Raw genomic sequence first — 20,522 nt, 5'->3', positions numbered from 1 at the left:
GCGTCGAGAAGGGTCATGTCACGGGCTCCTTATTCAGGCCGAAGGTCATGGCGAACATGACCAGGCAGAGGGTGGCGCCGCCCAGCAGGGCGAGGGTCGGGGATCGATCCAGGGCCAGGCCGTACAGGGCCGGGCCGCCGATCTGGGCGATCTGGGCGGGCCGTCCCAGCAGGGCCGAGCGGTAGGCGTAGCCGCCGGATCCCCAGATGCTGAGCGGCAGGACGCCCTTGGCCACGGTGAGCATCCCATTGCCCGCCCCCTGCCCCAGGGCCATCGCCGGGGCGGCGGCCTTGCCGAAGGCGAGCAGGGCGGCGGCGCCCAGGGGGTGCATCAGGGTGGCGGCGCGGGTGGCCATCAGGGGCGGGAAGCGCCGCAGGACGGCGAACTCCAGGGCCCGGACGGCGACGGCGGCGACCCCCACCAGGGCGGCGGTGGACATGGCGACGGTCGCGGAGAGACCAAAGGCCACCAAGAGGCGCGGCAGGTGGTTGCTCATGCAGGTGGAGAGGAACCAGGCCCCGGCGAATAGAACCGATAACTGGATCATCCGGCGGTCCCAGACCACCGGCGCGAGATCGCCGACATCGGCCGACATGTGGCCCTCAAGCAGTCGCGGAATGAGGAAGGCGCCCAGCGGCAGGCAGACGAGCAGATGCAGGCCCGCCCAGGCGAAGCAGGCGCCCTGCCAGCCGAACTGCTGGGCGAGCGCGTGGGTGGCGGGGAAGCCGAGGCTGGAGCCCAGGCCGCCGATCAGCGCGACGCCGGTGATGGCGCGCCGCGCCCGATCCCCGTACAGGGCCACCAGGATGGCGAAGGGCGTGCCGTAGAGGCCGAGCGCCATGGCCAGGCCCAGGACGATCATGCCGAGGGTGAGGAGGACCGGGCCCTGCGCCAGGCCCACCAGGCCAAGGCCCGTGGCGAACACCAGGTTGGAGATCAGCAGCACGACCTTGCCGCCCCGGCGGTCCACCCAGCGTCCGACCGCCGGGGCGGTGAGCGCGCTGGCGGCCAGGGCCACGGACATCAGGCTGAAGACGAAGGTCGGGGCGAGGGTCAGGTCGGTCGCGATGTCGTCGCCCAGGACGCCCAGCAGGTAGAAGCTGGAGGCGAAGGCGATGGTCTGGCCGACTCCCAGGGCCAGCATGACCACGGTCTGTGACGGGTGGGGTTGCGCCATCCCCAGCTTCTGCCCCGATCAAGGCCTGACGGAAACCGACATCTTTGATCCGCTATGTTCGATAATCTCACATCATCGGGGGGCGGTCTGCGGGGCGGGCTGCAGCAGGTTGCGGCGCACCTTGCCGGTTTCCGTGCGGCGGAAGGCGGCCTCCAGGCGCAGGGCGAAGCTTCGGGTATGGGCGGCCATGACCTGGGCGGCCGCCTCGCGCAGCCGGCCGTCGTCGCTCCCCTCGGGCCGCTCGAGCACGACGCACAGACGGCCCACGCCGTTGTCGTTCTCGATCCGCAGCACCACCGCGTCGGACACGCCCTCGATGGCCCGCAGACGCTGCTCGATGGGATAGGGGGCGATCTTCTCGCCGCCGATGTTGAGCATGTCGTCGACCCGGCCCAGCACCTCCAGCCCGCCGGGTTCCGGAACCCGGCCGAGGTCGCTCATGCGCAGCCACCCGTCGTCGAAGGACTCGGCGTTGAGGGCCTCGTCCCAGAGGTAGCCGGAGATCACCATGGGGCCGCGCACCAGGATGCGGCCCACCTGGCCCGGCGCCACCGGCGCGCCGGCGTCATCGACGATGCGGATCTCGACGCCCGGGCACACCCGGCCTACCCCCGACCGCATGGCCGCGATGCAGCCGGCCTCGTTGCTGGAATAGACGTTGCAGACGTCGGGCGTGAGATGGGCCTCGAACAAGGCGTACAGGGCCCGCGGAATGGCCGCTCCGGTGATGTCGATATAGTGGAGCCCGAGGTTTCGGCCGAGGTCGCGACAGGCGCCCGCCAAGGTCTCGGCGTCCCGCAGGAGAAGGAAGGCGTAGGCGGAACCCAGGTCCTCCAGGCCAAGAATGTCCGACAGACCCGTGGCGAAGACGATCCTGTTGCCAGACCTCAGCGCCCGGACCAGGTCGAAGAAGACCCCGCCAACCGAGGGGCTGTAGAAGCAAAGATAGGTGTGGTCGCCGTCGACCGGCTTCAGACACCAGTCATAGCTCGGCATGGCTTCGTCGTAGTATCTTCGCCGCTTGATCATGAACTTGCCGGCGCCGGTGGTTCCAGATGTCCTGGAAATGCGCACAGCGGTCTCCGGTCCGAAGCGGCGAGGGGCCGGCGCGCCCTCCCCCACCTCGAGGTCCAGGCTCAGGATGGCCACCAGGGTCTCCTGGGTGAGGGCGAGGATCGGAGGCAGACCTTCGGCCGCGGGGACGTGCTGAGCGCAGATCAGGTCGCAGCGGCCCGCCAGGGGCGAGTCCGGAGCCAGGTCCGCGACGCCCAGCGGCAGATGGGCCGCGCCCAGGGACTCGCAGGCCAGCATCACCAGCAGGGCCAGGCGGCGGCTTTCGCATTCCACGCCGACGACCATCCCCTCCCGCACGCCAGACCGGCGCAGGAAGGTGGAGAACCGCCGCAGCTGCAGGGCGACGGCGCCGTAGGTGTGGCTGACGGCGCCCTCGACGATGGCGATCCGGTCGCCCGCCACCGCCGCCCAGTGAAGCACGTTGTCGTAGGGCGAAGAGGTCACAGGGCGCCCGCCATCGAGGCGCGGACGGGTCCGGACGGCTCAGGGGCGGCGCGCGCCTCCGCGGGGCCCACCGAGACCAGGTCCCTCGCGATCGCCGCGACCACCGGGTCCCAGTCGAGGTCGGGCCCCTGCCGGTGCAGCTTCATGCTGGGATACAGGGCGGTGTCGGATCGGCTCCGCATCCAGCGCCAATCGGTGCGCAGGAACGGCAGGGCCACGTGGACCGGTCGGCCCATCGCCCCGGCCAGGTGGGCGACGGCGGTGTCCACGGTCACCACGGCGTCGAGCTGGTCGATGATCCGCGCCGTGGCCTCGAAGTCCCGGGCGCCGCTGTGCTGGGGCGCCAGTGCGATCGGATGCAGGCCAAGCGCCAGGAGGGGCCGGAACACACCCGGCCCGAAGGAGCGGTTGCGGTCGTTCGGGTGGGTGGGATCGCCTTGCCAGACCACGCCGATACGGCCGCTCGGGCGCGCGGGCCGCCGCGCCGGCAGATAGGGCACAGGGGCCGGAGCGCCCGCCAACAGCCAAGGCAACGACCCGTGATAGACCCAGAGATCATGGGGCGGGATATGGACGCCCTGGGTGATGGCGATGACGGTCGCGCCAAGTCCTCCCAGCAGGCCTGCCAGCTCCGGCGGGGCCATCAGGGTGACGCGGGCGCCCATCTCCACCAGGGCCGGGATGTAGCGCGCGAACTGGATCTGGTCGCCGAAACCCTGCTCGGGCCAGATGAGGATGCGCTTTCCCGCCGGCGGCTCACCGCTCCAGCGCGGATAGCCCAGCTCGGGATCGGCCGACACGCCCCGGGCCGCCAGCAGATCGATCCGCGCCTCGTAGAGCTCGAGCCCCTCGTCCTGCCGACCCTGGGCGAGCACGACCTGGGCCAGAAGGTATCGCCCCGAGGGACTCGCCGGGCGCCGGGCCAGCAGGGCCCGGCAGTCGGCCTCCGCCGCGGCCAGCCGCCCATGGGCGAAGTGGGCCTGCGCCCGGTCAAAGATCGTCTCGATGCCGACATCTGGGCATGGGGCGGGGACGAGGATTTCGGAGGTCATGGGTACGCAACTGGGGCGACGGCTCGGTCGCGGTGAGGATACTGCGGGGGAGGACAAGGTCGGCGCGACCCTAGACGAGGTGGGCGCCCGGCGAGACCACCCGTCGGATGTATCTCACTCGTTTTGAGCAAGCTGCAGGGCCGCGCCTGGCCGTCTCAGAGTCTTGATGAACGCCTAAACCGCACATAAGACAGCAGCATGTTCGAAAACCTCACATCCGGCCCCCTACCCTCGCTGAACGCCTTGCGGGCCTTCGAGGCCATGGCGCGGACCGGACGGGCGACCTTGGCGGCGGAGGAGCTGCACGTCACCCACTCGGCGGTGAGCCGTCAGGTGAAGGCCCTGGAGGCGAGCCTCGGGGTGCGCCTGTTCACCGGCCCCAAGCACCGGCTGGAGCTGACGGCGGCCGGGGCGGCCCTCGCGCCGGCGCTCACCGCCGCCTTCGACCAGATCGCCGGCGCCGTGCGCCAGGCGCGCGGCGGGTCGGAGGACCTGCACATCGCGGTCAACGCCAGCATCTCGGTGAAGTGGCTGATCCCGCGGCTGTCGCGCTTCACCGAGGCCCATCCCGGCGTGCGCCTGCATCTGACGGAGCTGGCGCCCCAGGCCACCGCCCAGCGCGGCGCCGACGCCGTGGTGCGGCTGGTCCCCACCAGCCGGTTCGCCGATCCGCTGGCCACGGCCTTCATGCCCAGCCACCTGGGGGCGGTGATGTCGCCGGGTCTGGCGGAGCGGTTCCCCGACGCGCTGCGGGCGCCGCGTCTGGTCGCCCAGACCCATCCGCAGGGCTGGGCCATCTGGGCGGCCCTGGCGGGACTGGAGCTGCCGCAGGCGCCGGAGCAGCCCTTCGCCCACCTGCACTTCGCCCTGGACGCCGCCATCGCGGGCCTGGGGGTGGCGGTGATGCCCTGGCCGCTGGTGGCGGACTATGTGAGGAGCGGCCGGCTGACGGCGCCCTTCGGGTTCATCCCCGCCCAGAGCGGCTTCGCCCTGCTAGCCGCGCCGGGCGTCAGCAGCCGGGCGCTGGACCAGTTCCGGGCCTGGCTGAAGGCCGAGGGGGCGAAGACGCCGGAGCCGGAAGGCGCCCGGGGTCTGGTGTGAGCCGCGGCCACGCCGCCCAGGGCGCGGTAACTAGACCACCGAGATCAAGGACTGACCGGCCTCGTCGTCCCGCCAGAACAGTCCGTTGCGCAGGCGCACCTCGAAGAGCGGCGGCGTCGACCAGGTGATCGGCCGCTCACGGCGCCAGGGCATGTTGGGACTGGCGCCCCAGAAGGCCTCCAACCCGCCGGCGTCGGCCGCCACGTCGAGGAAGTCGCCGGTGCGCGGAGGCCGCGCGCCGCCGCGCTCCAGCCTGCGGTTACGGGTCCAGGGCCCATAGAGGCGCATGCCCTGGCTCAGCAGGGATCGGCTGCGGGCGAAATAGCACACCGGCCGGCGGGACGCCTCGCGCAGGATGTCGCGAATTTCGCGGCGCGTGACCTTGGCGCCCTGCTTGCCCCCCGCCGTGATGTAGCGCCAGGCCAGGAGCGTCGGCCCGTCCGCCACATTCGGCAGCAGGTTCATCAGGTTGTGCATCCATTGCACCGGAATGCGCTTGGGGGTGAACCGCACCAGATAGTGGGCGCCGAGGACCGCCGCGGCCGGGTCGGCATATTTGTGGAAGAGGAGGTCGAAGGCGTTGTCCACATCGCCGATGTCGGCCTGGCCGCTCCAGATCTGCTCGGCCCCGGGCAGGCCCGCGGCGGTGACGCCCCCCAACAGGTCGGCGGCCATCGGATTGAGCGGCAGGGCGACCGCCACCGGAACCCGCACCGAGGAGGGGTTGTCGACCCGCTCGGCGGCGCCTTCCGCGGTCAGTCCGTCGGCCAGGAAGGTGATGTCCAGGCCGTCCCGGAAGGGCGGCGCGACGACGATCGGGCCATATCCCGTGTCGTCCAGCAACCCGAAGGCCTGCACGTTTCCGCCGTTCGGGCCGGAGCCGGCCGAGAGCCGCAACCTGACATAGCCGGCGCCCCAATCGACCCAGTGTGGCCGCGCCGATGCGCCCGAGACCTTGCTGTCCGCCCGCCACCGGCCGTCGGCCCAGGTCCAGCGGCGAAGGCGAAAAACCTGGCTGGCGGCGGCCTGCGGAGCGCCGGACACCGACAGGGACTTGAAGAGCGCGCTGCCAGGCGGCGCCGCGGCCTCGGCCGGCGCCACCGAGCCGATCTCGAACCCTTCCGGCGAAACCGCCTCGACGGCCGCCTCGAGCTCGGGCTCGACAAGCTTGTCGCCGATCGCCCGAAGCGCCCGTCCGGCGTCGCCCGAAGCCCCCACCCGAACGCTCATCTGGGTTCGGGCGGCCTCCCGGTGATCCTGCCGGGCCAGATCGTCGATCAGAGGGGGCACCAGGCCACGCTGCATCGCCTGGTTCAGGAATTCGTTGGGCGATTGGCCCTCCACGCTGAAGGTCGCCTCGCCGCCATCGGGCCCGACCGCCACCTCCCGGGTCAGGGTCTGGCCCGAGGGCCGCGTGCCGATGACCACGAAGGTCCCCTCCGCGAGGCCGGGGACGCTCACCCGCCGCTGGGCGGAGGACAGCGGCGGCGGCGGCGGTTCGACCAGCCGGCCGCCGGCGCTCACCACCCTCAGGCTGAGGGGACCCAGATCGCCCGCGGCGGTGATGGTGAGCGTCGCCATGGCTCAGAACACCGCCTCGGCCAGGGGCGGCAGGGCCAGCCTCTGGATCACCCGTGGCCCCTCCGGGAAGACGGCCTCGACCGTATAGGTGGTCCAGGGCGCGACCTGCTGGCGGAAGCGGGCCAGGGCCGCCGGGCCCGGAACCTGCCGTCCCACCACCGCGACGGAGGGCGGACAGGTGATGGTCAGCTCCGCCTGGGTCAGGCGGACCGGCGGGTCGGAGCGCACCAGCAGGGTGCATGGCGCCGTCTGGTCCCGCTTGAGCAGGCGCGGAATGTCGTTGGCGTCGGTCTGGCTGACCCGCGGAAAGGTGAAATAGGTCTGGTCGGCGCTCGGCGCGACGCGCACCGCATAGGTGGCGATGGCCCGCTCCAGGCTCTGCTGGTCCACCCACCATTTGCCATCGGCGTCCTGGGTCACGAAGGCGGCGCCGTCACAGGCCTCCAGGAAGGCCTCCATGAAGCGCGAGGCGCGCTGATCCTTGCCGAAGGCCTGGGCGCCCGGGGTCGAGGAGGCGAGCGTCACCTGCGACAGCGCCCCGTACTGATCCTCGGCCTGCTGACGCCCTCCGGCATCCCCCACCAGCAGCGGATCGGGGCGCGCGGCCAGGGCTCTCAAGGCCGCCGTGGGGGTATTGGCGCAGCAATCGAAGATCACCCACTGCCTGCGCGGCTTGCGTTCCCCAAGGTTGAAGCGGAAGTCGTCCAGGGCCACCGCGTTCGGCCAGGGGTCTTCGGGATCGGCCCCGAAATCCGCCGCCAGGAAGGTGCGGCTGATCGAGGGCAGCCAGATGCCATGCCCGCAGCAGTAGAACAGCAGGATGTCGTCCTTCTCCGCGCCGGCCAGCCACCGGGTGCGGGCGGCCTTGATGTTCGCAAGCGTCGGGGCGGCCAGCGTCAGGGCCGCCTGGCCGGGTGGGGTGAAGCTGACGCCGTCGGGGGAGCCCGGCGCGTTGACCAGCAGGTCGACGCTGGCCAGGGGCCGCTCGAACAGACCCTTCCAGGGGCCCAGGACCCGCAGGGCCAGGTCGAGCGCGCTCTTGGCGGCGCTGGAGACGTCGGGGAGGGTCGGCACGCGGGGCTGGGCGACCCGGGCGTTGGGATAGGTTCCGGCGCCCAGGATCAGGACGCGGACCCCTCCGCCGGCGACGGGCGCTTCGAAGACCCGGGTCACGAATAGCCCAGGCCCTGCAGGCGCTTGCGCATGCGCTGATAGAAGGACGGGCGCTTGAAATAGGCGGTGTGGGCGGCCAGCACGTCCACCGCCGTGTCGTAGCCGAAGTCCTGCACGCCGGCGAAGGCCGGGGCGGCCAGGAAGGAGAAGACGTCGGTGAAGTCATAGACGTTGTGCCAGGCGGCGACGCCGGGGGGCCTGGCGAGGAGCGTTCCGGTCAGGGGTTTTCCCGAATAGAGCTTCAGGTCGGCGAAGAACCCCGGCTGCGACCCCACGGTGGCCAGCAGATCGATCTTGAAGCCCGGAGCCTCGGCGGCCAGGCGGGCCAGGCAGTCGAGGTCGGTCAGCAGATCGTAGAGCAGCACGCCCCCCAGGCTGTGGCCCACCACCACGAAGGGCTCCTTGGGCTGGCGCGGCGCGTGGAAGGCGGCGATGAGGTCATCCAGGATGGGCTTGAACAGGCGCGCCTGGACCCCCTCGCCCCCCGCCACCTCGCGCTGACGCAGATAGACGAAGATGTCGCCCAGGAAGAAGGCCACCCCCTTGCTGAGGTCCCGCCGCTTGGCCTTCAGGGCCAGATCGCTGGCGCCGTTTCCGAGCCACCCGCCGACGGCGTCCAGGCCGCTCTTGATCGCGTCGCCGATCCCGCCATAGGCCTCGATTCCGGGCATCATGTTCAGCTGGAGGTCCAAGGCCTCCGCGAACGCCGCGTCGCTGTCCCCGGCCAGGGCGTCGACGCCCGCGGGCGTCTCATCCGGCGCGTGCTGGTCCAGATAGAGGGCGGCGGCCTTGGCCAGGGCGACATTGCGGCCCGCGGCGAGGTCGGGGTCCTGCGCCCTGCCCGCCTCGACGATCGCCTGTTCGAGAACGCCGGCGATCGCCAGGTCGACGGCCTGGGCCGCATCGGCCTGGGCCATGGCCGACAGTCCGATCTCGCCCCCCGATCCGGCCAGGGCGCCCGCGCCATAGGCCTGATTTCCCGACGGATTGGGCAGCCACGGCAAGGTCTCGGTGAACTTCACCGCATGACTTCCCCAGTCGGGGTTGAGCACGACGGCGTCCTTGTGCAGCACCAGACTCTTGAACAGCGCGCTACGCTGCGCGACCTCGGCCAGATATTCCGGCTTGGGCCGGGTCGCGACGCCATGAACGAACACGAGTGGCATGTTCGGCCCTCCGCACGGACGGCGCCCGGAACGGGGCGACGCCTACTCGTCGCCCACGTGTCGAATGTGTCAAGCTCAACTTGGGAGACCCACCGCCCTCGCCGCGATTATGAGGCCGGCCCCTACTGCTTGGGGAGCTTCCTGTCGGAGCGGCAGACCTTGATGGGCTTCTGGGTGACGCTGTGGATGCGGGTGATGCGGCGCTGCTTGGCGTCGGTCTCGACGCGCATGCAGACGCAGCCATAGCCGTAGGATGAGCCGTTGGTGACGACCCAGTTGCGCTCGGTGAGGTCGGGAACGTTGTCCAGGCCGCGGGCCTGGAAGCCGCCCTGCGTGCCCACGGTCCACTCGCCGGCGTTGTCGAACAGCCACCAGTTGCCCGGCGACGGGTTCTGCAGCCAGCCGCAGCGCAGCTCGCCGGCGGGCTTCTTGGCCGCGGCCTGACTCGGCGCGCCGGCCGCCAGGGGCAGGAGCACGGCGACGATCGCGGCGGCGCGGGCAAGACGGTTGCGGTGGGTCATCTGGCGGTCCTTCCAACTGTGGTCACCGACCAGGAATAGGAGCCACCTGACGGGGGATCGTGCCATGGTGTCAAGGACTCGCGCCCTGGACAGCGCGTCCCACGGAGAGGCCGCGATGAGCATCCTGGACTGGTTGAGCGGCGCCAAGCCGGCGCCGAGCGGCGTGGCGCGGGAGCCCGTGGCCAAGCTCCGCAAGCGGCTGATGGCCGTGAACCGCCCCACCGCCCCCTTCAAGATCCGCGAGGCCACGAAGAAGGAGCATTGCGACCTGGTGGCGGAGTGGCGGATCGTCGACGCCAAGTGGATCGAGATCTTCGCCAAGGCCGGCATCAAGCGGGTGTTCAAGGTGCGGATGAAGTTCGACGAGGCCAAGGGCGAGGTGCGGGCCGTCGACGAGGAGTGGGAGGTGGAATGGCGCGCGGGCGTGCCGACCCTCTCGGCCGCCGCCAGCGCGTCGCGCGGCCGCAAGTGGGAGAAGAGCTACGAGGCGGTCTACGCCTTCCGGGAGGAGGACCTCTCCTTCGGCAAGATCTACGAATACAGCTTCAGCACCGGCGAGATCAAAGGCCCGCTGATCAAGGCCGTCCACGCGGGCGGCTGGGGCTGGCGGGGCGTGGCGTTCGGGAAGCTCTGAGCCAGGGTACGGCGCCGGCCGCCTGAAACAGGTCCGGACGCCGCCCGTTCAGGGCGCTTCCGCCGTCTGCGGGGCTGGCTTGGGATCCGGCCCGAAGCGGTTCTCACCGCGCGTGCCCTCGGTGACATAGAAGACCAGCAGGACGAGCCAGCCGACCAAGGGAAGCAGCAACAGCAGCAGCCACCAGCCGGTGCGGTTGATGTCGTGCAGCCGCCGGACGGACACCGCGAGCTGGGGAACAATCAGCAGCAGCGAACTGATCACCCCCACCGGGCCACGCGTCTCCACCCAGGCCTCGTAGCCACCGCCGCCGGCATGGGCGCCAGAGGCGCCATAGCCCAGCATCAGGTCGAGGATCCCCGCCCCGACGCCCACCAGGACGCAGAAGAGGACGAACATCCAGAACTCCTTTCGGCGGGAGCGTCCGCCGAAATCGAAGGTCCGCTTCAGCGGCAGGATCATCCAGTTCATCGCTCGTCTCCTTCAAGCGCCCGTCGGGGCGCGGCCGACCGCGCCTAGCTCTTCTTGCGGACCAGGAAGACCTCGCTGAGCGCGCCGCTGACATAGGCCTGGCCTTCGCAGACCAACACCTGGTCGGGGGCGACCACGGCCGCGCCGCCGACCTTCAGCTTCACCTTGGCGAAGTTCTTCTTCGGGCGGGGCTGGTCGAGGTCCAGGGATACCGCCGTCTCCGGCTGGCCCTCCGGGGTCTGGCCCGCGCCGACCCCCACCACCGGGCCCATCAGGCGCTCCCGCTGGCCAATCCAGGTATTCAGCAGCGCCAGGTCGAGATCCTTCGACGCCCCCACCACCCTGACGTCCGCCATCAGTAGGTATCCTTCTTGGTCACGGGCTTGAGCTTGGCGATGACCGCGTCGATGTCCGCCGTCTGGGCGGGGTCGTTCAGCCAGACCACGATGTTGTTGCGGGTCTTCCCCGGCGTGTCCCCGACCCCCACCTCGATCCCCGGCGCGGCGGCGATCGCATTGAGCATGTCGAGGTCCGCCCGCTGATTGGAGGCGGCGAGCGCGTCCACATAGTCGAGGATGGCGGCCAGCCGGTCCACGGCGGCCTGGGTCAGGATGGGCGCCTGGTAGAGGGACTTCAGCGCCTTCTCCTGGGCCGCGGCGTCCGCGGTGGCCAGGGTGGTGAGCTGCTGCACGGCGACGTCGAGGCTGGCCTGGCGCTCGAGGTCGTAGATGGCGTCGAAGGCGTCGCGCAGGGTGTAGACATTGGCGGGCTGCTGCAGGCCCTTCTGCAGGGCGATCTTCGCCGTGGCGCGGCGACTGTCCATGGCCGCCAGCAGGGCCTGGAGGGTCTTGTCCTGGAAGACCTCCTTGCTGAGGGCCGAGTAGGTTCCGCTGGTCACCGCGGCCGCCGTGGCCAGGGCCCGGGCGCCCTCGACGCCGGAGACGATGGCCGCCCCGTTCATCACCAGGATCGCCGTGCTGGACCCGAAGCCGGCGCCCTTGGTCTCCCGCGAGAGGTTGGTGCGGAAGGCCAGGTACTGGGCGTCGGCGGCGCGCACATAGACGCCGGCCACATAGTCCCGGTAGCTCTTCGGATCCAGGCCGCCGCGGTCCTCGTCGTCGCCCGAGGCGAAGGCGGCCAGGGCGTCGGCCTCCGGCAGCGCCTTGACCGCGTCCAGGCGGGTCTTCAGCGAGACCACCGGCTCGGCCGATCCCGAGAACGAGGCGCAGCCGGCGAGCGCCGCCACCAGGGCGCCGGCGAGGGCGCCGCGCAGCAGGCGCGCCAGGACGCCTGGCGGACGCATTGAATGCGCCCTTCCGGCGCGCGGATCTGAGTCCATGTCGATCCTCCCCATGGTGACGCTACATCAAGCCCGCGGCGGCGTCGACTTCAGGTTGCCGCGCCTGTTTGCTCCCGCTGGGATGGCCGCTGTCGGTCGCGCCCCAAACCTTGAGCATTTAGGCTAGGGTGGCGGTCCCTCCAGGAGCCGCCCCCCGCCCATGACCCAGCACATGAAGGATCTCGCCGAGGAGATCGTCCGCCTCCAGGGCGACCTCGACCGGGAGATCGAGGCGCGCCGCAAGGCCCTGGGCTGGAAGCTCAAGGAACAGATCGGGCAGTTCGAGCACGGCATAACCCTGGAGCATCGCCGCCTGCGCCTGGGTCTGCGCAGGTTCCTCGGCGGGGCCTCCCCGGCCGTGGTGCTGACGGCGCCGGTGATCTATTCGCTGATCATCCCCCTGCTCATCGTCGACGCCTGGGTCAGCGCCTACCAGGCCATATGCTTCCGGGCCTATGGCATTCCCCGGGTCAAACGCCGCGACTACATCGCCATGGACCGCGGGCGGCTGTCCTATCTCAACGTCATCGAGGCCCTGAACTGCAGCTTCTGCGCCTACGCCAACGGCCTGGTGGCCTATGTCCGGGAGGTGTCCAGCCGCACCGAGCAGTACTGGTGCCCCATCAAGCACGCCCTGAAGGTCTCCGATCCGCACCGGCGCTACTATGAGTTCCTGGAATACGGCGACGCCGAGGGATATCGCAGCCGCCTGGACGAGTTCCGCAACCGCCTGCGCGCCGAGCCGGCGGGCGCCGAGCCCCGGGCGCCGGACTAGGGGTCGGCCCGCTTCAGGCGCGGGTGGCCAGGAAGGCGTAGCGGTTGAGGCTGAAGAAGAACTCGTCGCGGGCGATCAGGGCCTGCTGGTCGGCCCACCAGGCCTCGATCTCCTCGGGGACAAGGCCGGCGCGCTCGGCGTTGGCGCGGACGAAATTGGCGATGGTGCGCATCATGGCGCCGGCATAGCTGACCGGCTGCCAGCGGGGCGAGAGCATGGGCAGGATCTCCACCCGGCGCACCGTGAAGCCGGAGGCCCGCAGCAGGGGCCCCAGGCGGGCCGGCAGGTGGGGATCGGCCAGGTGGGCGTCCCAGCAGGCCAGGACCCGGGCCATGCGGGCCTCGTCGGAGGAATGCCAGACGATACTGCGCCAGTCGGTGTCGAGGATCAGGACCCTGCCGCCGGGGACCAGGACGCGATGCAACTCCGCCAGGGCGGTAGGCATGTCGGCGACGTACTCGTAGACCTGGGTAGAGACCACCGCGTCGAAGGCCGCGTCGCGACCGCCGAGCGCGGTGGCGTCGGCCTGGCGGACCTGGGCCTGGGGAAAGGCCGCCAGGCGCTCGGCCGACGCCGCGACCATGGCCGGCGACAGGTCCAGGCCCACCATGGTTCCCCCCTCTCCCACCAAGCGGGCGAGGTCATAGGCCAGCAGGCCGGGGCCGACGCCCACGTCCAGCACCCGTTCCCCCGGCTGGGGCGCCAACAGGTCGAGCACCCGGGCACGCTGGGCGATGACGTCGGGGGTCAGGTAGATCGCCTCCAGCGCCTTGGCGGCGGCCGCATCGAAGGTCAGTTGGGCCACGGGCTTCTCCAGGGCGTGGGACGGCAAGAGCTACACCGCGCCGCGCCGGCCGCCCAGGCGCGCTCAGAACCCGCGCAGGACGGCGAACTCGGCCAGGGGGGCGCGGGCGGTGCGGACGCGGTTGATGGGGGCGGCCTCATCCATGTGGCCCAGCGCCATGGCGCAGAAGATCATCAGCTCGTCGGGGATGCCCAGGACCTGGCGGATGGTGGCGTGCCAGAGCGCCCAGGACTCCATGGCCGCGGTGTGCAGGCCGTGCTCGCGGGCCAGCGGCATGACCGACTGCATGTACATGCCCAGGTCCGCCCACTGGCCCTGCTGCAGGGACCGGTCGATGGCGAAGACCAGGCCGACCGGGGCGCCGAACAGCTCGAAATTGGCGACCTACTGCGCCATCTGGCCGGCCAGGTCGGCGTGGGCCACGCCGAGGGCGGCGTACATGGCCGCTCCGGCGGCGAACTTCCGGTCGCTGAAGGGCGGGCCCATGTCCGGCGGGTAGATGTTGTACTCGGTCTGGCCGTCGGAGAGGGCGCCTGAGGCGATGCGGGCCTTGATGGCGTGCCGCAGGGCCGCGAGGTCGTCGCCGCGGAGCGCCCAGACCCGCCAGGGCTGGAGGTTGCCGCCGGAGGGGGCGCGTGACGCCGCCGTCAGGATGGTCTCCACCGTCGCCCGCGGAACCGGGGCGTCGCGGAAGGCGCGGCAGGTGATGCGGGTGGCCAGGGCCTCGGCGACCTCCATCAGCCCAGGTCCAAGGAGAGCTGTTGCGGCGGGGCCGGCGGACGCGGGACGCGCAGGCCCAGATAGGCGCAGACCGCACGGACCAGCTCCTGCTCCAGGGCGGGCCAGCCGGGGAGCTGGGACTGGGGGTCGAAGCCGCCCGTCAGCACCTGCTGCTGGAAGACGGCGGTGAGCTGACGGGAGACGAACTCGGCGGCCAGGCGGGGATTGGCGTGGCTGAAATGGGCCCGCTTGGCGGCCAGGGCCTGGGCGACCTGGACCAGCAGTTCGGCGTGGGTCTGGCGCGACAGGGCCTGGAACTCCGGGCGCTGCTCCCCCACCAGGATCAGGGCGCGGGCCGTTCCCGCCCGGCCGCGATAGGCCTGCGCCAGGGCGTGGACGACGGAGGCGACCAGGGGCGCGAGGTCCTGGGCGGCGACGGCGGCGGGGTTGAGGCAGGCGTCGAGGCGGGCGCGTACGTCGGCCAGCAGGTCGGCGAACAGCACCGCCAGCAGCTCGTCCTTGTCGCGGAAGCGCTTGTAGAAGGCCCCGGTGGAGGACTCCGCCCGGCGGCAGATCTCCGGGACCGTGGAGGCGTGGAAGCCCACCTCGTCGAACAGGGCCTCGGCGGCGGCCAGCAGGGCGCGGAGGGTCTCGCGGCTGCGGGCCTGGCGGGGCGGGGCCTCGACGCCGTGGTCGCCGGAAAAGCGCGCGACAGCCTCGCCCTCCCCGTCCTGCGTCGATGTCGACCGCGCCTGGCCCATTCGGATCTCCAATAAGAGAATGATGTTTCTCTTTCTCTTTTCGAGTCAAGGACGGCCCAATTTTCGCCAGTGCCGCGACGGCGGCGCCTCTGAGAGGCTGGCCCGCTGAGGAGGCGAACCATGCGACGAACCCTCATCCTGGCCTTGGCCCTCCTTGCCGGTCCGGCCCAGGCCGGGTCCTGGGACCTGCGGGGGGCGGAGACCTGGTCCAATATCTGCCTGTCCCAGGAGACGGGGGACGCGCGGGGCATGCGGGTGTTCGTACGCCCCGAGGGGATGAGCCCCCGGATCGTCGTGCAGACGGCGGAGGGCGCGCCCCTGCCGCCCCTGGCCGCGCACGCCGCCAAGGTGAACGCCCGTGGCCTGAGCTTCACGGTGACCGCCACCGGCGAGGTGTTCACCGGCCGCTTCGTGGGGGAGACGCTGGTGCTGAAGAGCAAGCGCCTGGGCACGGTTCGCCTGCGCCGCCGCGGCGAGGCGGCCGGCTTCCCGGTCTGCGTCGGCGATGACGGAAGGGCTTGAGATGAGGGTCGCGATGATGGCGATCGGCCTGGTCCTGCTGGCGGGGACCGCCCAGGCCCAGGTTCCGGCCCAGCCCAAGCCGCAGGGCGCGCGCTACCTCGACTATGCCAGGGATCCGCACTGGATCGTGGACCCTCTCAGCAAGTGCGCCATCTACAACACGCGCCCCGATCCGGCCCTCACCGTGCGCTGGAGCGGGCGGTGCGTGGACGGCATGGCCGAGGGCCAGGGCGTGATCGTCTATTCCCGCAACAACCGCTTCGCCGCCAAGTACGACGGCGGGGTGAGCGGGGGCGCCCGCAACGGGCACGGGGTCTATTACGCCGCCAATTTCGACCAGCTCTCGGTCAACTGGAAGGACGGTCTGGCCGAGGGGCCCGGCGAGTGGACCTATGGCGACGGGTCGCGCTTCAACGCCGTCTACGCTCGCGGCGAGGCGCGCGGCGAGGGCCGCTATCATCAGGGCGACTGGGAATATATCGGGCCGCTGAACGGCGAGGGTAAGGCCTATCACCGAGGCGGCTCGTCGCGACCGGCGCGCCTGGCCTATGTCCCCTTCCAGCAGCCGAAGGTGCTGAATCCCGATGGGTCGCCCTTCGGGTTCTAGGCCTGGATGAAGGGCTGGAAGCCGCCGTAGATCATCCGCTTGCCGTCGAAGGGCGTGTTGGTCGGATCATAGTGCTTCATGCGCGGGTCGCTCATGACCTTGGCGTTGATCTCGTCTCGCGCCTCGCGGCTCTCGTAGACGATCCAGGAGAAGATCACGACCTCGTCGTCGGTGGCCTGGACGGCGCGGGGAAACGAGGTCAGTTCGCCATGGGGCACGTCGTCGCCGATGCACTCGACATAGGCGAGCGCGCCGAGATCCTTCCAGACCTCCGCGCCCAGGCGGGCCATGGCCTTGTAGTCCTCGATCTTGGCCTTGGGGACCGCGAGGATGAAGCCGTCGACATAGGGCATGGAAGCCTCCTGTTCTGTTTCCCTGATCCCAGGACGAAGGACGGGGCCGCGATCCGACACAAGGCCGTGCAAACTGGCGCCCTAGGTCGGGCGACGGGCCGCAAACCCTTGCGCCGCCTTGCGTCGGGCGCCTGACAGAGCGGGTTTTTCTACCTGGGGTCGGCCACCAATCGAAGGGCGCCGCGTTGGACAAGGCAAGCAACCGCCCTCCATCAGGACCCTCGACATGACCAAGCCCAAGACCCCGCCCTCCGGCGCCGAGACCTCGCAGGTCGGGACCGGCGGCGAACTGCACCAGACCGCCAGCGCCCCGGAGGCGCGGCTGACCACCAATTTCGGCGTGCCGGTCAGCGACGACCAGAACTCCCTGAAGGCCGGCCCGCGGGGCCCGACCCTGCTGGAGGACTTCGTCCTGCGCGAGAAGATCCAGCACTTCGACCACGAGCGGATCCCCGAGCGGATCGTCCACGCCCGCGGCTCGGCGGCGCACGGCTATTTCGAGCTGACGGAGTCGCTGGCCAAGTACACGCGGGCCAGGATCCTGACGGAGGTCGGCGTCAAGACCGAGGTCTTCACCCGCTTCTCCACCGTGGCCGGCGGAGCGGGGAGCGTGGACACGCCCCGCGATGTGCGGGGCTTCGCGGTGAAGTTCTACACCAGGGAGGGCAACTGGGACCTGGTGGGCAACAACATCCCGGTGTTCTTCATCCAGGACGCCATCAAGTTCCCCGACCTGATCCACTCGGTGAAGATGGAGGCCGACCGCGGCTATCCGCAGGCCGCCAGCGCCCACGACACCTTCTGGGACTTCATCGGCCTGATGCCGGAGAGCACCCACATGGTCATGTGGGCCATGTCCGACCGCGCCATTCCGCGCAGCCTGCGGATGATGGAGGGCTTCGGGGTCAACACCTTCCGGCTGCTGAACGACAAGGACGAGGCCACCTTCGTCAAGTTCCACTGGCGGCCGAAGCTGGGGACCCAGTCCACCTGCTGGGACGAGGCGGTGAAGATCGCCGGCGCCGATCCGGACTATCACCGCCGAGACCTGTTCGAGGCCATCGACACCGGCGGCTTCCCTGAGTGGGAGTTCGGCGTGCAGCTGCTCTCGCAAGCCGAGGCCGACGCCCTGCCCTTCGACATCCTGGACGCCACCAAGCTGATCCCCGAGGAGCTGGTCCCCATCAAGGTGATCGGGCGGATGGTGCTGGACCGCAACGTCGACAACTTCTTCGCCGAGACCGAGCAGGCGGCCTTCCTGCCCACCAACATGCCGCCGGGGATCGACGCCTCGGAGGACCCGCTGCTGCAGGGGCGGCTGTTCTCCTACCAGGACACCCAGCTCTCGCGGCTGGGCTCGGTGAACTTCCACCAGCTGCCCATCAACCGCGCCAAGGGCTGCCCCTTCCAGAACTTCCAGCGCGACGGCCACATGCAGATGGAGGTTCCCGTCGGCCGGGCCAACTACGAACCCAACAGCCTGGGCGAAGCGGGTGAACCCGGCGGTCCGCGCGAGGACCCCAAGGGCGGCTTCCGCTCGGCGGCGGTGGCCAATGACGCGCCCAAGGCGCGGCTGCGGGCGGAGACCTTCGCCGATCACTACAGCCATGCGCGGCTGTTCTACGCCTCCCAGACGCCCATCGAGCAGGCCCACCTGGCCAGCGCCCTGGTGTTCGAGCTGTCCAAGTGCAGCTTCGAGCACGTGCGGCTGCGCATCCTGGGCAATCTGCAGAACGTCGATGCGGGCCTCGCCAAGCGGGTGGCCGACGGCCTGGCCATGGACCTGCCGGCCAAGTCCGAGGCGGCGGTCAAGCCGGTGGACATGGACCCCTCGCCCGCCCTGCGCATCGTCGGCAAGTATCCGGAGACCCTGATGGGCCGGGCGGTGGCCATCCTGGTGACCGACGGCGCCGACGGGGCGGTGATCAACGCGGTGAAGAAGGCGGCGCTCGCCGAGGGCGCCAGCGTCAAGATCGTCGCCCCCAAGGTCGGCGGGGTGACCCTGAAGGACGGCAAGAAGCTGCCGGCGGACGGCCAGCTGGCCGGCACGCCCTCGGTGCTGTTCGACGCCGTGGCCCTGGTGCTGTCGAAGGCGGGCTGCGCCGAGCTGCTGAAGGAGAGCGCGGCGGTGGACTTCGTGGCCAACGCCTTCGTCCACCTGAAGGCCATCGGCTTCACGGCGGAGGCTCAACCCCTGCTGGACAAGGCCAATGTGGAGCCGGACGCGGGGATCGTGGACCTGGCGGGGGGCGCCGACGGCTTCATCCCGCCGGCCCGCACCCGCCAGTGGGACCGGGAGCCGAAGGTCCGCATGCTGGCCTAGGATATGACGGCGCCCGGTTCGCCGGGCGCCGCTAGGTCCGCCCCTTGAACCCCGTCGCCACCAGGTAGGTCTCCGAGGAGTCCGCGCGGCTGGCCTTGGGCTTCATGTTCTTCACGTCGGTGAAGTGGTGCTTGAGCTTGGCGATCACCAGGGAGGTCTCGCCGCCCTGGAAGGCCTTGGCGATGAAGGATCCGCCGGGCTTCAGCACGCTGATGGCGAAATCCACGCCGATCTCGATCAGGCCCATGATCCGCAGGTGGTCGGTCTTGCGGTGGCCGACGGTGTTGGGGGCCATGTCCGACAGCACGATATCCGGCGGCCCGCCCAGCATCTGGATCAGCAGGGGGCCGCAGGCCGGGTCGGTGAAGTCCATCTCGATGATCTGGGCCGGCGAGATGGGATCGACCGGCAGCAGGTCGACGCCGACGATATTGACCACGCCGCGCTCGACGGCGACCTGAGTCCAGCCGCCGGGGGCCGCGCCGAGGTCGATGACCCGCATGCCGGGCTTGAGCAGGTGCAGGCGGTCGTCGATCTCGGTCAGCTTATAGGCCGCGCGGCTGCGGTAGCCATGGGCCCTGGCCTTGGCGGCGAAGGGGTCGTTCACCTGACGCGACAGCCAGGCCTGGGAGGACGGGGTCCGCATCTTGGCGGTCTTCAGGCGCGCGGGCTTGCCGCGGCCTTCCTCGGTGCCGCCCATGGGCGGCTTGACCATGCGCTTGCGAGCCGGAGGGAGTTCGTCGGTCATTCGGCCGCCTGGGGCAGGGGTTTGCCGCGACGGCCGCGGCGGCGCTTGCGGCGGCCACGGCCGCCACTTTCGGACATCAGGGACATCAGGATGCCCTCGCGCAGGCCGCGGTCGGCGACCCGGACACGGGTGCAGGGCCAGAGTTCCTGGACGGCCTGGAGGATGGCGGCGCCGGCCAGGACGAGGTCCGAGCGGTCGGGGCCGATGCAGGGCTGGTCGGCGCGCTGCTGGGCGGTGAGGCCGAGCAGCAGGTTGGCCGCGCCCTCGCACTCGGCCCGCGTCATCCAGATGCCGTCGACGCGGGAGCGGTCGTAGCGCGGCAGGCGCAGGTGCATGCCGGCCAGGCTGGTGATGGCGCCCGAGGTGCCGATCAGGTGGGCGCGGTCCTCGTCGAAGATCGGCCGCATCGGATCGGCGTGGCGGAAGGCGGCGAGATCGAGCTTCACCCGGTCCACCATGGCGCGGAACCAGGCCTCGGTGGCGGTCTCGCCCTCCGGGAACTGCTCGGCCAGGGTGACGACGCCGATGGGGATGGAGAGCCAGGCCTTGATGGGCAGTTTCGAGGCCACGAAGGTGCTCAGCTCGCCCCCAAGGCCCTCACCTTGGAGATCGACCCAGGAGAGCTCGGTGGAGCCGCCGCCCACGTCCACCACCAGGGCGGCGTCGGCGCTGCGGTCCAGCAGATTGAGGCAGCCGGCGACGGAGAGCTGGGCCTCCTCGCGCGGGGCGATGATCTGCAGGCGCAGGCCGGTCTCCTCGAAGACCCGGTCGATGAATTCCTGGCCGTTCTCGGCCATGCGGCAGGCCTGGGTGGCGATGGCCTTGAGCTTGACGACCCGCCGGCGACGGACCTTTTCGGCGCTGACCTTCAGCGCGGCCATGGCGCGTTCCATGGCGACGTCCGACAGCCGGCCGCTCTGGGACAGCCCCTCCCCCAGCCGCACGATGCGCGAATAGGCCTCAACCACCCGGAAGCTCTTTCCCGACGGGGTGGCGATCAGGAGCCTGCAGTTGTTGGTGCCGAGGTCGAGGGCGCCATAGCAGGGCGCATCATTCCCAGACCTCTCCCGGCCATTGCGCATGGCTCCGGGCGCGTTTCCAGCCTGATCGCTCATTCAGGCGCCCGGAAAGCGCGTAGATCAAGAGGGCGAAACACGCATCGCGTGTTTCTGCGC

General features: G+C 70.6%; 23 protein-coding genes. 6 read left to right on the top strand and 17 right to left on the bottom strand.

All coding sequences use genetic code 11. The features are described 5' to 3' along the window. Positions 1–13: 13 nt before the first annotated feature. From AC1RN5_RS06640 to AC1RN5_RS06630, 3 genes are all read right to left on the bottom strand, one after another. On the bottom strand, positions 14–1,177 hold the full coding sequence (locus tag AC1RN5_RS06640; RefSeq protein ID WP_493040462.1) for an MFS transporter: 1,164 nt from the start codon (positions 1,175–1,177) through the stop codon (positions 14–16). A gap of 72 nt (positions 1,178–1,249) precedes the next feature. Further along, on the bottom strand, positions 1,250–2,695 hold the full coding sequence (locus tag AC1RN5_RS06635) for a class I adenylate-forming enzyme family protein (protein ID WP_493040461.1): 1,446 nt from the start codon (positions 2,693–2,695) through the stop codon (positions 1,250–1,252). Continuing rightward, positions 2,692–3,747: a tetratricopeptide repeat protein gene (locus tag AC1RN5_RS06630; RefSeq protein ID WP_493040460.1), complete on the bottom strand. Its 1,056-nt coding sequence runs from the start codon at positions 3,745–3,747 to the stop codon at positions 2,692–2,694. The genes AC1RN5_RS06635 and AC1RN5_RS06630 overlap by 4 nt, the downstream gene beginning before the upstream one ends. A 198-nt stretch (positions 3,748–3,945) precedes the next feature. Here AC1RN5_RS06630 and AC1RN5_RS06625 point away from each other — a divergent pair, with 198 nt between their 5' ends. After that, entirely contained in the window at positions 3,946–4,848 is a 903-nt protein-coding gene (locus AC1RN5_RS06625; RefSeq protein WP_493040459.1) for a LysR substrate-binding domain-containing protein, read from the top strand. Positions 4,849–4,878: 30 nt separating this feature from the next. On the opposite strand, the gene AC1RN5_RS06620 is transcribed toward AC1RN5_RS06625, so the two are convergent. The 4 genes from AC1RN5_RS06620 to AC1RN5_RS06605 form a co-directional block, all read right to left on the bottom strand. Beyond that, entirely contained in the window at positions 4,879–6,429 is a 1,551-nt protein-coding gene (locus AC1RN5_RS06620) for a hypothetical protein (RefSeq protein WP_493040458.1), read from the bottom strand. A gap of 3 nt (positions 6,430–6,432) precedes the next feature. Continuing rightward, positions 6,433–7,602, bottom strand: coding sequence for a hypothetical protein (locus AC1RN5_RS06615; RefSeq protein WP_493040457.1), 1,170 nt, complete (start codon positions 7,600–7,602; stop codon positions 6,433–6,435). After that, the gene (locus AC1RN5_RS06610; protein WP_493040456.1) at positions 7,599–8,768 is read right to left on the bottom strand and encodes a hypothetical protein; all 1,170 of its coding nucleotides are present in this window, start codon (positions 8,766–8,768) and stop codon (positions 7,599–7,601) included. Before AC1RN5_RS06610 ends, AC1RN5_RS06615 begins: the two co-directional genes overlap by 4 nt. Before the next feature lie 122 nt (positions 8,769–8,890). Beyond that, positions 8,891–9,289: a DUF4087 domain-containing protein gene (locus tag AC1RN5_RS06605; RefSeq protein ID WP_493040455.1), complete on the bottom strand. Its 399-nt coding sequence runs from the start codon at positions 9,287–9,289 to the stop codon at positions 8,891–8,893. Positions 9,290–9,404: 115 nt separating this feature from the next. Between AC1RN5_RS06605 and AC1RN5_RS06600 the strand changes: the two genes are divergently transcribed. Then, complete coding sequence (locus AC1RN5_RS06600; RefSeq protein ID WP_493040454.1) at positions 9,405–9,923, top strand: hypothetical protein; 519 nt, start codon at positions 9,405–9,407, stop codon at positions 9,921–9,923. Between the two features lie 48 nt (positions 9,924–9,971). On the opposite strand, the gene AC1RN5_RS06595 is transcribed toward AC1RN5_RS06600, so the two are convergent. Genes AC1RN5_RS06595 through AC1RN5_RS06585 form a run of 3 tightly spaced genes read right to left on the bottom strand, consistent with a single transcriptional unit; the run spans position 9,972 to position 11,697 of the window. Beyond that, positions 9,972–10,394, bottom strand: coding sequence for a DUF805 domain-containing protein (locus tag AC1RN5_RS06595; protein ID WP_493040453.1), 423 nt, complete (start codon positions 10,392–10,394; stop codon positions 9,972–9,974). Between the two features lie 44 nt (positions 10,395–10,438). Further along, complete coding sequence (locus tag AC1RN5_RS06590; RefSeq protein ID WP_493040452.1) at positions 10,439–10,750, bottom strand: hypothetical protein; 312 nt, start codon at positions 10,748–10,750, stop codon at positions 10,439–10,441. Continuing rightward, on the bottom strand, positions 10,750–11,697 hold the full coding sequence (locus AC1RN5_RS06585; protein WP_493040451.1) for a hypothetical protein: 948 nt from the start codon (positions 11,695–11,697) through the stop codon (positions 10,750–10,752). Before AC1RN5_RS06585 ends, AC1RN5_RS06590 begins: the two co-directional genes overlap by 1 nt. Positions 11,698–11,893: 196 nt before the next feature. Between AC1RN5_RS06585 and AC1RN5_RS06580 the strand changes: the two genes are divergently transcribed. Continuing rightward, positions 11,894–12,508, top strand: coding sequence for a hypothetical protein (locus AC1RN5_RS06580; RefSeq protein WP_493040450.1), 615 nt, complete (start codon positions 11,894–11,896; stop codon positions 12,506–12,508). A 13-nt stretch (positions 12,509–12,521) separates the two neighbouring features. Here AC1RN5_RS06580 and AC1RN5_RS06575 read toward each other — a convergent pair whose 3' ends face one another. The 4 genes from AC1RN5_RS06575 to AC1RN5_RS06560 form a co-directional block, all read right to left on the bottom strand. Next, positions 12,522–13,313 carry a methyltransferase domain-containing protein gene (locus tag AC1RN5_RS06575; protein WP_493040449.1) on the bottom strand — a complete coding sequence of 264 codons (792 nt, stop codon included), beginning with the start codon at positions 13,311–13,313 and terminating at the stop codon, positions 12,522–12,524. A 63-nt stretch (positions 13,314–13,376) separates the two neighbouring features. Continuing rightward, positions 13,377–13,682 carry a nitroreductase family protein gene (locus tag AC1RN5_RS06570; protein WP_493041473.1) on the bottom strand — a complete coding sequence of 102 codons (306 nt, stop codon included), beginning with the start codon at positions 13,680–13,682 and terminating at the stop codon, positions 13,377–13,379. 15 nt (positions 13,683–13,697) lie between these two features. Further along, positions 13,698–14,051, bottom strand: coding sequence for a nitroreductase family protein (locus tag AC1RN5_RS06565; protein ID WP_493040448.1), 354 nt, complete (start codon positions 14,049–14,051; stop codon positions 13,698–13,700). Continuing rightward, positions 14,051–14,794 (bottom strand): TetR/AcrR family transcriptional regulator, encoded by a 744-nt coding sequence (locus AC1RN5_RS06560; protein ID WP_493040447.1) that lies wholly within the window; start codon positions 14,792–14,794, stop codon positions 14,051–14,053. Before AC1RN5_RS06560 ends, AC1RN5_RS06565 begins: the two co-directional genes overlap by 1 nt. A gap of 120 nt (positions 14,795–14,914) precedes the next feature. On the opposite strand from AC1RN5_RS06560, the gene AC1RN5_RS06555 reads away from it, so the two are divergent. Together AC1RN5_RS06555 and AC1RN5_RS06550 are read left to right on the top strand one after the other, a co-directional pair. Beyond that, complete coding sequence (locus AC1RN5_RS06555) at positions 14,915–15,316, top strand: hypothetical protein (RefSeq protein WP_493040446.1); 402 nt, start codon at positions 14,915–14,917, stop codon at positions 15,314–15,316. A 1-nt stretch (position 15,317) separates the two neighbouring features. Beyond that, positions 15,318–15,923, top strand: coding sequence for an MORN repeat-containing protein (locus AC1RN5_RS06550; RefSeq protein WP_493040445.1), 606 nt, complete (start codon positions 15,318–15,320; stop codon positions 15,921–15,923). On the opposite strand, the gene AC1RN5_RS06545 is transcribed toward AC1RN5_RS06550, so the two are convergent. Beyond that, positions 15,920–16,276: a DUF1428 domain-containing protein gene (locus tag AC1RN5_RS06545; RefSeq protein WP_493040444.1), complete on the bottom strand. Its 357-nt coding sequence runs from the start codon at positions 16,274–16,276 to the stop codon at positions 15,920–15,922. The two genes, AC1RN5_RS06550 and AC1RN5_RS06545, sit on opposite strands and share 4 nt — an antisense overlap. 226 nt (positions 16,277–16,502) lie before the next feature. Here AC1RN5_RS06545 and AC1RN5_RS06540 point away from each other — a divergent pair, with 226 nt between their 5' ends. Beyond that, positions 16,503–18,599 (top strand): catalase, encoded by a 2,097-nt coding sequence (locus AC1RN5_RS06540; RefSeq protein ID WP_493040443.1) that lies wholly within the window; start codon positions 16,503–16,505, stop codon positions 18,597–18,599. Positions 18,600–18,630: 31 nt separating this feature from the next. On the opposite strand, the gene AC1RN5_RS06535 is transcribed toward AC1RN5_RS06540, so the two are convergent. Together AC1RN5_RS06535 and AC1RN5_RS06530 are read right to left on the bottom strand one after the other, a co-directional pair. Beyond that, a complete protein-coding gene (locus AC1RN5_RS06535; protein ID WP_493040442.1) occupies positions 18,631–19,347 on the bottom strand; it encodes an RlmE family RNA methyltransferase in 717 nt (238 codons plus the stop codon). After that, a complete protein-coding gene (locus AC1RN5_RS06530) occupies positions 19,344–20,462 on the bottom strand; it encodes a Ppx/GppA phosphatase family protein (RefSeq protein WP_493040441.1) in 1,119 nt (372 codons plus the stop codon). The genes AC1RN5_RS06535 and AC1RN5_RS06530 overlap by 4 nt, the downstream gene beginning before the upstream one ends. Between the last annotated feature and the right edge of the window lie 60 nt (positions 20,463–20,522).

The organism is Phenylobacterium sp. GW821-FHT12F10 (assembly GCF_058806695.1).
This window is presented reverse-complemented; position numbering and strand designations above follow the sequence as displayed.

Bases quoted from the DNA above. Each gene is read 5' to 3' on its own strand.
- AC1RN5_RS06560 (WP_493040447.1), bottom strand. From the start codon at position 14,794: ATGGGCCAGGCGCGGTCGACATCGACGCAGGACGGGGAGGGCGAGGCT.
- AC1RN5_RS06535 (WP_493040442.1), bottom strand. From the start codon at position 19,347: ATGACCGACGAACTCCCTCCGGCTCGCAAGCGCATGGTCAAGCCGCCC.
- AC1RN5_RS06605 (WP_493040455.1), bottom strand. From the start codon at position 9,289: ATGACCCACCGCAACCGTCTTGCCCGCGCCGCCGCGATCGTCGCCGTG.
- AC1RN5_RS06585 (WP_493040451.1), bottom strand. From the start codon at position 11,697: ATGCGTCCGCCAGGCGTCCTGGCGCGCCTGCTGCGCGGCGCCCTCGCC.
- AC1RN5_RS06580 (WP_493040450.1), top strand. From the start codon at position 11,894: ATGACCCAGCACATGAAGGATCTCGCCGAGGAGATCGTCCGCCTCCAG.
- AC1RN5_RS06610 (WP_493040456.1), bottom strand. From the start codon at position 8,768: ATGCCACTCGTGTTCGTTCATGGCGTCGCGACCCGGCCCAAGCCGGAA.
- AC1RN5_RS06545 (WP_493040444.1), bottom strand. From the start codon at position 16,276: ATGCCCTATGTCGACGGCTTCATCCTCGCGGTCCCCAAGGCCAAGATC.
- AC1RN5_RS06620 (WP_493040458.1), bottom strand. From the start codon at position 6,429: ATGGCGACGCTCACCATCACCGCCGCGGGCGATCTGGGTCCCCTCAGC.
- AC1RN5_RS06550 (WP_493040445.1), top strand. From the start codon at position 15,318: ATGAGGGTCGCGATGATGGCGATCGGCCTGGTCCTGCTGGCGGGGACC.
- AC1RN5_RS06555 (WP_493040446.1), top strand. From the start codon at position 14,915: ATGCGACGAACCCTCATCCTGGCCTTGGCCCTCCTTGCCGGTCCGGCC.
- AC1RN5_RS06565 (WP_493040448.1), bottom strand. From the start codon at position 14,051: ATGGAGGTCGCCGAGGCCCTGGCCACCCGCATCACCTGCCGCGCCTTC.
- AC1RN5_RS06540 (WP_493040443.1), top strand. From the start codon at position 16,503: ATGACCAAGCCCAAGACCCCGCCCTCCGGCGCCGAGACCTCGCAGGTC.
- AC1RN5_RS06595 (WP_493040453.1), bottom strand. From the start codon at position 10,394: ATGAACTGGATGATCCTGCCGCTGAAGCGGACCTTCGATTTCGGCGGA.
- AC1RN5_RS06530 (WP_493040441.1), bottom strand. From the start codon at position 20,462: ATGAGCGATCAGGCTGGAAACGCGCCCGGAGCCATGCGCAATGGCCGG.
- AC1RN5_RS06590 (WP_493040452.1), bottom strand. From the start codon at position 10,750: ATGGCGGACGTCAGGGTGGTGGGGGCGTCGAAGGATCTCGACCTGGCG.
- AC1RN5_RS06625 (WP_493040459.1), top strand. From the start codon at position 3,946: ATGTTCGAAAACCTCACATCCGGCCCCCTACCCTCGCTGAACGCCTTG.
- AC1RN5_RS06600 (WP_493040454.1), top strand. From the start codon at position 9,405: ATGAGCATCCTGGACTGGTTGAGCGGCGCCAAGCCGGCGCCGAGCGGC.
- AC1RN5_RS06630 (WP_493040460.1), bottom strand. From the start codon at position 3,747: ATGACCTCCGAAATCCTCGTCCCCGCCCCATGCCCAGATGTCGGCATC.
- AC1RN5_RS06640 (WP_493040462.1), bottom strand. From the start codon at position 1,177: ATGGCGCAACCCCACCCGTCACAGACCGTGGTCATGCTGGCCCTGGGA.